Source organism: Mycobacterium sp. (assembly GCF_050701675.1).
In the GTDB taxonomy this organism is placed as follows: Bacteria; Actinomycetota; Actinomycetes; order Mycobacteriales; family Mycobacteriaceae; genus Mycobacterium.
Map to the genome: position 1 here is coordinate 1 of NZ_JBOGDD010001025.1, position 5,522 is coordinate 5,522.

At 65.6% G+C, this 5,522-nt stretch carries 7 protein-coding genes; all 7 read right to left on the minus strand.

What is annotated here, in order from left to right; all coding sequences use genetic code 11:
- A partial coding sequence (locus ACRDUX_RS31410) for an SDR family NAD(P)-dependent oxidoreductase (protein WP_526419846.1) occupies positions 1-461 on the minus strand: 461 nt, incomplete at its 3' end.
- Positions 461-1,381: a dihydrodipicolinate synthase family protein gene (locus ACRDUX_RS31415; protein ID WP_526419848.1), complete on the minus strand. Its 921-nt coding sequence runs from the start codon at positions 1,379-1,381 to the stop codon at positions 461-463. The genes ACRDUX_RS31410 and ACRDUX_RS31415, both read right to left, overlap by 1 nt.
- Positions 1,378-2,004 carry an RraA family protein gene (locus ACRDUX_RS31420; RefSeq protein WP_526419849.1) on the minus strand — a complete coding sequence of 209 codons (627 nt, stop codon included), beginning with the start codon at positions 2,002-2,004 and terminating at the stop codon, positions 1,378-1,380. The genes ACRDUX_RS31415 and ACRDUX_RS31420 overlap by 4 nt, the downstream gene beginning before the upstream one ends.
- Entirely contained in the window at positions 2,001-3,020 is a 1,020-nt protein-coding gene (locus ACRDUX_RS31425; protein ID WP_526419851.1) for a tripartite tricarboxylate transporter substrate binding protein, read from the minus strand. The genes ACRDUX_RS31420 and ACRDUX_RS31425 overlap by 4 nt, the downstream gene beginning before the upstream one ends.
- 33 nt (positions 3,021-3,053) lie before the next feature.
- Positions 3,054-4,622 carry a tripartite tricarboxylate transporter permease gene (locus ACRDUX_RS31430; protein WP_526419853.1) on the minus strand — a complete coding sequence of 523 codons (1,569 nt, stop codon included), beginning with the start codon at positions 4,620-4,622 and terminating at the stop codon, positions 3,054-3,056.
- 18 nt (positions 4,623-4,640) lie between these two features.
- Positions 4,641-5,237: a tripartite tricarboxylate transporter TctB family protein gene (locus tag ACRDUX_RS31435; protein ID WP_526419855.1), complete on the minus strand. Its 597-nt coding sequence runs from the start codon at positions 5,235-5,237 to the stop codon at positions 4,641-4,643.
- A partial coding sequence (locus ACRDUX_RS31440; protein WP_526419857.1) for a hypothetical protein occupies positions 5,221-5,522 on the minus strand: 302 nt, incomplete at its 5' end. The genes ACRDUX_RS31440 and ACRDUX_RS31435, both read right to left, overlap by 17 nt.

A 5,522-nucleotide genomic window follows, 5' to 3' on the forward strand; every position in this document is an offset into this window, starting at 1 on the left:
GTGTTGGACAACGCCAAATTGGGCAACGGCGCCTGTATTCCGCTGGAGCCGATGCCGATGATGCGTCCCCACTTCTGACCGCGCATGCCTGGCAACACTGCGCGCACCAGTTCGACTTGGCGGAGCAGCAGGGTTTGAATGGCAGTGGCGATCTGGGCGTCGTTGACGTCGGTGGCCGATGCGGGGGGCGGCCCGGGGCTGTTGAGCACCAGGATGTCGATCGAGCCAACCGTGTCCCGCACCTTCTTCACTAGGTGCTCGACAACGTCAGGTGCTGTGAGGTCCACCTCCAGCCCGACGGATCCTGGCCACTGCGAGGCGACGTCACGAGCTCGCTCACCGCGGCGTCCCGTCACCACCACGTTGACGCTTTCGTCGGCCAGACGCTTAGCCACCGCATGTCCGAGGCCGCCCGTGGAACCGAGCACCAGGGCCGTGCGGCCGGCGATACCAAAGTCCACTACCCAACCAACCTTTCACTGTCTTCTACGATGTCGAGGGCGGTCAGATGCGCGGTGAGAGTCGCATCCAGCTCGGGTGGGAAGACGGCAGCGGGTGGCCGAACTGCGGCGTCCGCCAGGATGCCCCTTCGCCGCATCGCCTCTTTGCGCAGCGCCAGTCCGATACCGGGCTGAGCCTCGAAATTGGCCAACGGCAGCCACCGAGCGAACACCGTGTGCGCGGCGGCGACGCCGCCCTCGTCGTAGGCGCGGATCGCCTCCAGCAACGCTTCTGGGCGGGAGAAGCCCGTCATCGCCCCTGCCGCGCCGGCGGCCAGTTCATCGATCAATCCGACGCCGCCCAGCCCGCCGAACACCGGCACGTTCAGCTGTCCGGTCAGGCGCGCGATGGCGAGCGACGTTGGCGGTGCTTCAGCCTTGACTGCCACCACGAACGGGCACGCCCGAACCACTTCCGCGAGCACGTCCGTCGCAACGCTGACACCGCTGGCCACGGGGTAGTCCTGCGCGACGATTCCCACTCCGCACGCCTCGTGAATCGACGTGAGGTGCGATATCAGGAGCTCGGCGCGGGGACTGTGCAACTGCACCATGAGGGCTCGCACCCGCCCGCCGGCGGCGTCGATGACGTTGCGGCCCTGTTCGATGGCGGGGGAGGTGCGCAATGCCGAGAGCCCGACGATCACCGAGGATCCCTGAGCCGCGTCGACCACCGCCGACACGACGCCGGCCTGCTCGCTGCTGCTCAGCGCGGCGCCTTCGCCGAACACACCGAGCGCAACCACACCCGCCGCGCCGATATCGGTGAACAGGCCGACCTGCCGGCGTAGGGAGTCGAGGTCGACGTCACGGGAGGCCCCCGCGAACGGCGTCGCCAGGATTCCCCACAGCCCCCGCTCGAGACCTTCTGTTGTGGTCATTCGGTTTTCACCACCGGAATGGTCCCGCTGCGGATCGTGGCGAGGCGGGCCCGCTCGTGGTCACGGCGCTGGTTCGCTCCATCGAGCGCCGCGGTGACCTGCTCGGCGGGAATGACGATGACTCCGTCGGCATCGGCGACCACCACGTCGTCGCGGCGCACGGTCCGGTGGCCCACCAGTACTGGCTCCCCGCGCTGGCCGGCATCCGTCTTGGCGGCGTGTCGCATTGCGATACCTCGGGCGAACACCGGAAAGCCCATTGTTGCAAGCTCTTCGACGTCACGCACCGTCCCGTCGATCACCAGACCCGCGACCCCTCGCACCAGCGCGATGGTGGCGAGGATCTCGCCGAAGTACCCGTATTGGCCGGCTCCGCCGTCGAAGACGATCACCGAACCGGCGGGTGCCTCGCGCACCGCGTGCTGCAGCGCGAGATTGTCACCAACCTCGCCGCGGGCCGGAAAGGCGGGCCCGGCCACGCGGGCACCTTGCCAGACGGGTCGGATTCCCGGGTCGATCCAGCAGTCCAGGCCACTGCCCTCGTAGATCGTGCTGGTGCCCAGCGCGACGAGACTGTCGGGTAGCGATGAGGTGGTCAAGGTTTCCTCCAGTGGGGTGTTCATCGGCTATGACTCTGCTCGCGTGCGAGCGGGACCAGTTGGTTCCATTGGGTGTCGAGGTCGGTCCAGGTCTTGTTCACCCATGCGGCGTCCTGAAATCCGAAGACGAAGCCGCCCTGCTTCATCCGCTCGACGAATGCCGGGTCGGCGAGAGCGTCGGCGCTGGCCTTCGCCAGGGCGTCCTGCAGCTTCTTGGAAACCTCGGGCTTGAGGCCGGCCGGCGCAGCGATGACGTTGTAGGAGTCCCATTGCAGGTCGTATCCCAGTGATACGCCGGTGGGAACACCGTCGAGTCCCGGGATCGGCTTCTTGTCAAGGGCGGCCAGCGCGCGGACTTCGCCCGTGGTGAGCTGGGATCGGAATGTCGGGACGGTGCCGAGGGCCATGTCGACCTCGCCGCCGATCAGGGCGATCAGCTTCTCACTTCCGGAATCGAAGGGGACGATCTTGAGGTCGGTGCCCGTCGTCTGCATGAACTTCAGCGCGGCGATGTGGTCGTCGCCGTTGAGGCCGTCCACTCCGACGGTGATCGCACCCGGTCGCGCCTTGGCATCCGTCAGTAGCGCTCCCAGGTCCTTCCATCGACTCTTGCCCGACACCGCGAGGATGCCCTGGAAGCGATTGATGGCACCGAGGGGTTCGAAACTCTCCCGTTTGTAGGTGGCGCGCTTGTCGGGATCGACGTACGCCAGCGTCGACGGCAAATTCGTGAGGCCGATGGTATAGCCGTCCGGATCCGCGTTGGCCAATTCGGTCAGCGCCACTTGGCCGCCGGCGCCGACCTTGTTGTCCACCACGATGTCGGTGCCGAGCGCCTTGCTCAGGTAGGGCTGAAGGTCGCGGACCAGGAGGTCGGACGACCCGCCTGCGGTGTACGGCATCAGGAACGTGATGGGTTGTCCGCCGGGGTATTCCCCGCCGCTGGCGCTGTTTGCGCCCAGCGACGAACATCCGGTGAGCATGGTCAATCCGGCGGCCGCAACGGCGATGGTCGTTCGTCGGAGACATCTGCGGATCATGGTGGTCCTCCTGTACTAGTTGAGTGCCCGCTTCTAGGGATGGGAGTGTTCGGTGCCGCGGCCAGGGACTGCTGCGACCGTCGGTGGGTCGTCGGGCGGGGCCGGCGTGGATGGGGCCGCACCGATCCGACTTCGGATGACTCTCAGCACGAAGGGCAACGCCAGAGTGACGAGCCCGAGTACCAGGAACGTGGCCGCGAAGGGGCTGCCCCACAGCGTCGAGACATCACCGTCCGACAAGAGCAACGCGCGGACCAGATTTGTCTCCAGGATGGGCCCGAGGACCATCGTCAACGCGATGGGAGCCAATGGAATGTCCGCCTTGCGGAGCCAATACCCCACCACACCGAAGACGCAGAGAACGAGGATGTTCAGCGCGGCGCCGTTGACGACGTAGGAGCCGAGCATCATCAGGCCGAGCACGACGCCGAACAGCACCGCATACGGGATGCGCAGGATCAGCAACCACACTCGGACCAGTGGCACGTTCAACACGAGCAGGATGACATTGCCGACGAAGAGGCTGGCGATGATGGCCCAGGCGATGTCGGGGTGGTCGCGGAACAGCAGCGGTCCTGGCGTCAATCCGTGAACCACGAACGCGCCCATGAGGATCGCCATGGTCACCGATGCGGGAATGCCCAGGGTGAACATCGGGACCATGGTCGCGATACCCAGAGAGTTGTTCGCCGTCTCGGGACCCGCGACGCCTTCGATGGCGCCCTTGCCGAACTGGTGACGATGCTTGCGCGAGAGTCGCTTCTCCAGGACGTAGGAGGCGAAAGTCGCCGTCGTGCCTGGTGATCCAGGGAGCAGGCCGATCAGGAAGCCAATGATGCTGCCGCGGGCCATCGGTCCTGCCGAGCGGCGCCAATCCTCGCGGGTCGGCACCATGCGACCCAACTCGGGCTTGCGCCGCGTCATGATTCGATTCTCGAGGCCGACGAGCATCTCGCTGAGACCGAACAACCCCATGATGACCGAGACGAGGTCGATCCCGTCGAACAGCGCGGGGATCCCATCGGTGAACCGCGGCGTTCCGAGCACCGGGTCCAGCCCCACCAGGCCGATGGCCAAGCCGATCATCGCGCTGATGAGGCCCTTGACGAGGCTGCGGCCGGTCAGTCCGACGACGAGTGCGAGACCGGCGACACCGATCGCGAAGTATTCGCGCGCTCCCAGTCCCACCGCGGCCTGCGCCAGTGGTGCCGCCAGGATCAGACCGATGATGCCGACGGTAGCCCCGGCGAAGGACCCAACCGCCGCGATGACGAGGGCGACTCCGCCACGACCTTGCTGGGCCATGGGATAGCCATCCAAAGTGGTTGCCACCGAGGATGGTTCGCCTGGAACGTTCATCAGAACCGACGTGATGGTTCCGCCGTACATCGATCCGTAGAGAATGGCCGCGATCATGATGATGCCCGGCACGGGGCCAACGACGTAAGTGACCGGCAATAGGAGCGCCATCGCCGCGGGCGGGCCGAACCCTGGCAGAATTCCGACGACCATGCCCAAGACGCACCCGGCGAATGCGAACAACAAGTTCGTCGGGGACAGAATCTCCCCGAAACCATTGAGCAAGTTATAGATAGAGTCCACGTCGACCTCCGGCGGGTGTCAGAGCAGGCCAACCAGGTACGGGCGCAGTACCCCGGTGGGTAGCTGAATCCCGAGCGTGGTGGTGACCAGGAGAAAAGTGATGACTGCGAACAGGATTCCGGTGACGGAGGCGACGAGCCACCGGCCGCCGGCGAGGCGGATCAGCCCCGTGACGCACAGCGCGGATACGATCGGGTAGCCAATCGGAACGAGCGCGAACGCAGCGATCACCAGAATCGCGACGGACAGACCCGACCGCACCAGAGCTGAACGATCTGGGGGCGGCTCGATCTCCGGATGTGGCTGATGTGGATGACGAACAGCCTCAATGAGATACAGCGCGCCTAGAACGAAGATGCTCGCTCCGACGATCCCGGGGAACAGCCCGGGACCGGGCAGTCCTCCGACCCATAGGGGGTAATTCCTGGAGCTGAACGTTATGGCTGCGCCCAATGCGGTGACACCCGCCGCCGACAGCACGTTCACGAGCCGGAAGGCACGAGGGTTCCACTGCGTGGTCGCCTCGGCGGCCACCACCCCCTCGGCCTGTTCGGTGGCGCGGACTACGGCGTCCAGAAGGCTTTCGCCGCTGTCCTTCTTAGTGCGACGGTTCATCGTCACCCACCACCTTGGCAATGTCGTCGAGTCGCTGAAGTGATTCCTCGATCCGTTCTGGTGCGAGATGGTGTAGTGCGTTCTGCAGGGCATAGCAGATCAAGAACGGAACGATGAGCGAACGCTGGTTCGGATTGGGCCCGCGCGGCGCTATCAAGATCTGTTGTGGGACAGGCCGATACGTGTAGCCGCCCTCGTCAGCAATGACTGCGGTGGTGGCACCCTGCGCAACGGCGACGCCATTTATCCGGTCGAGTCGTGCGTCCGGTCGCCGCAACACGAACG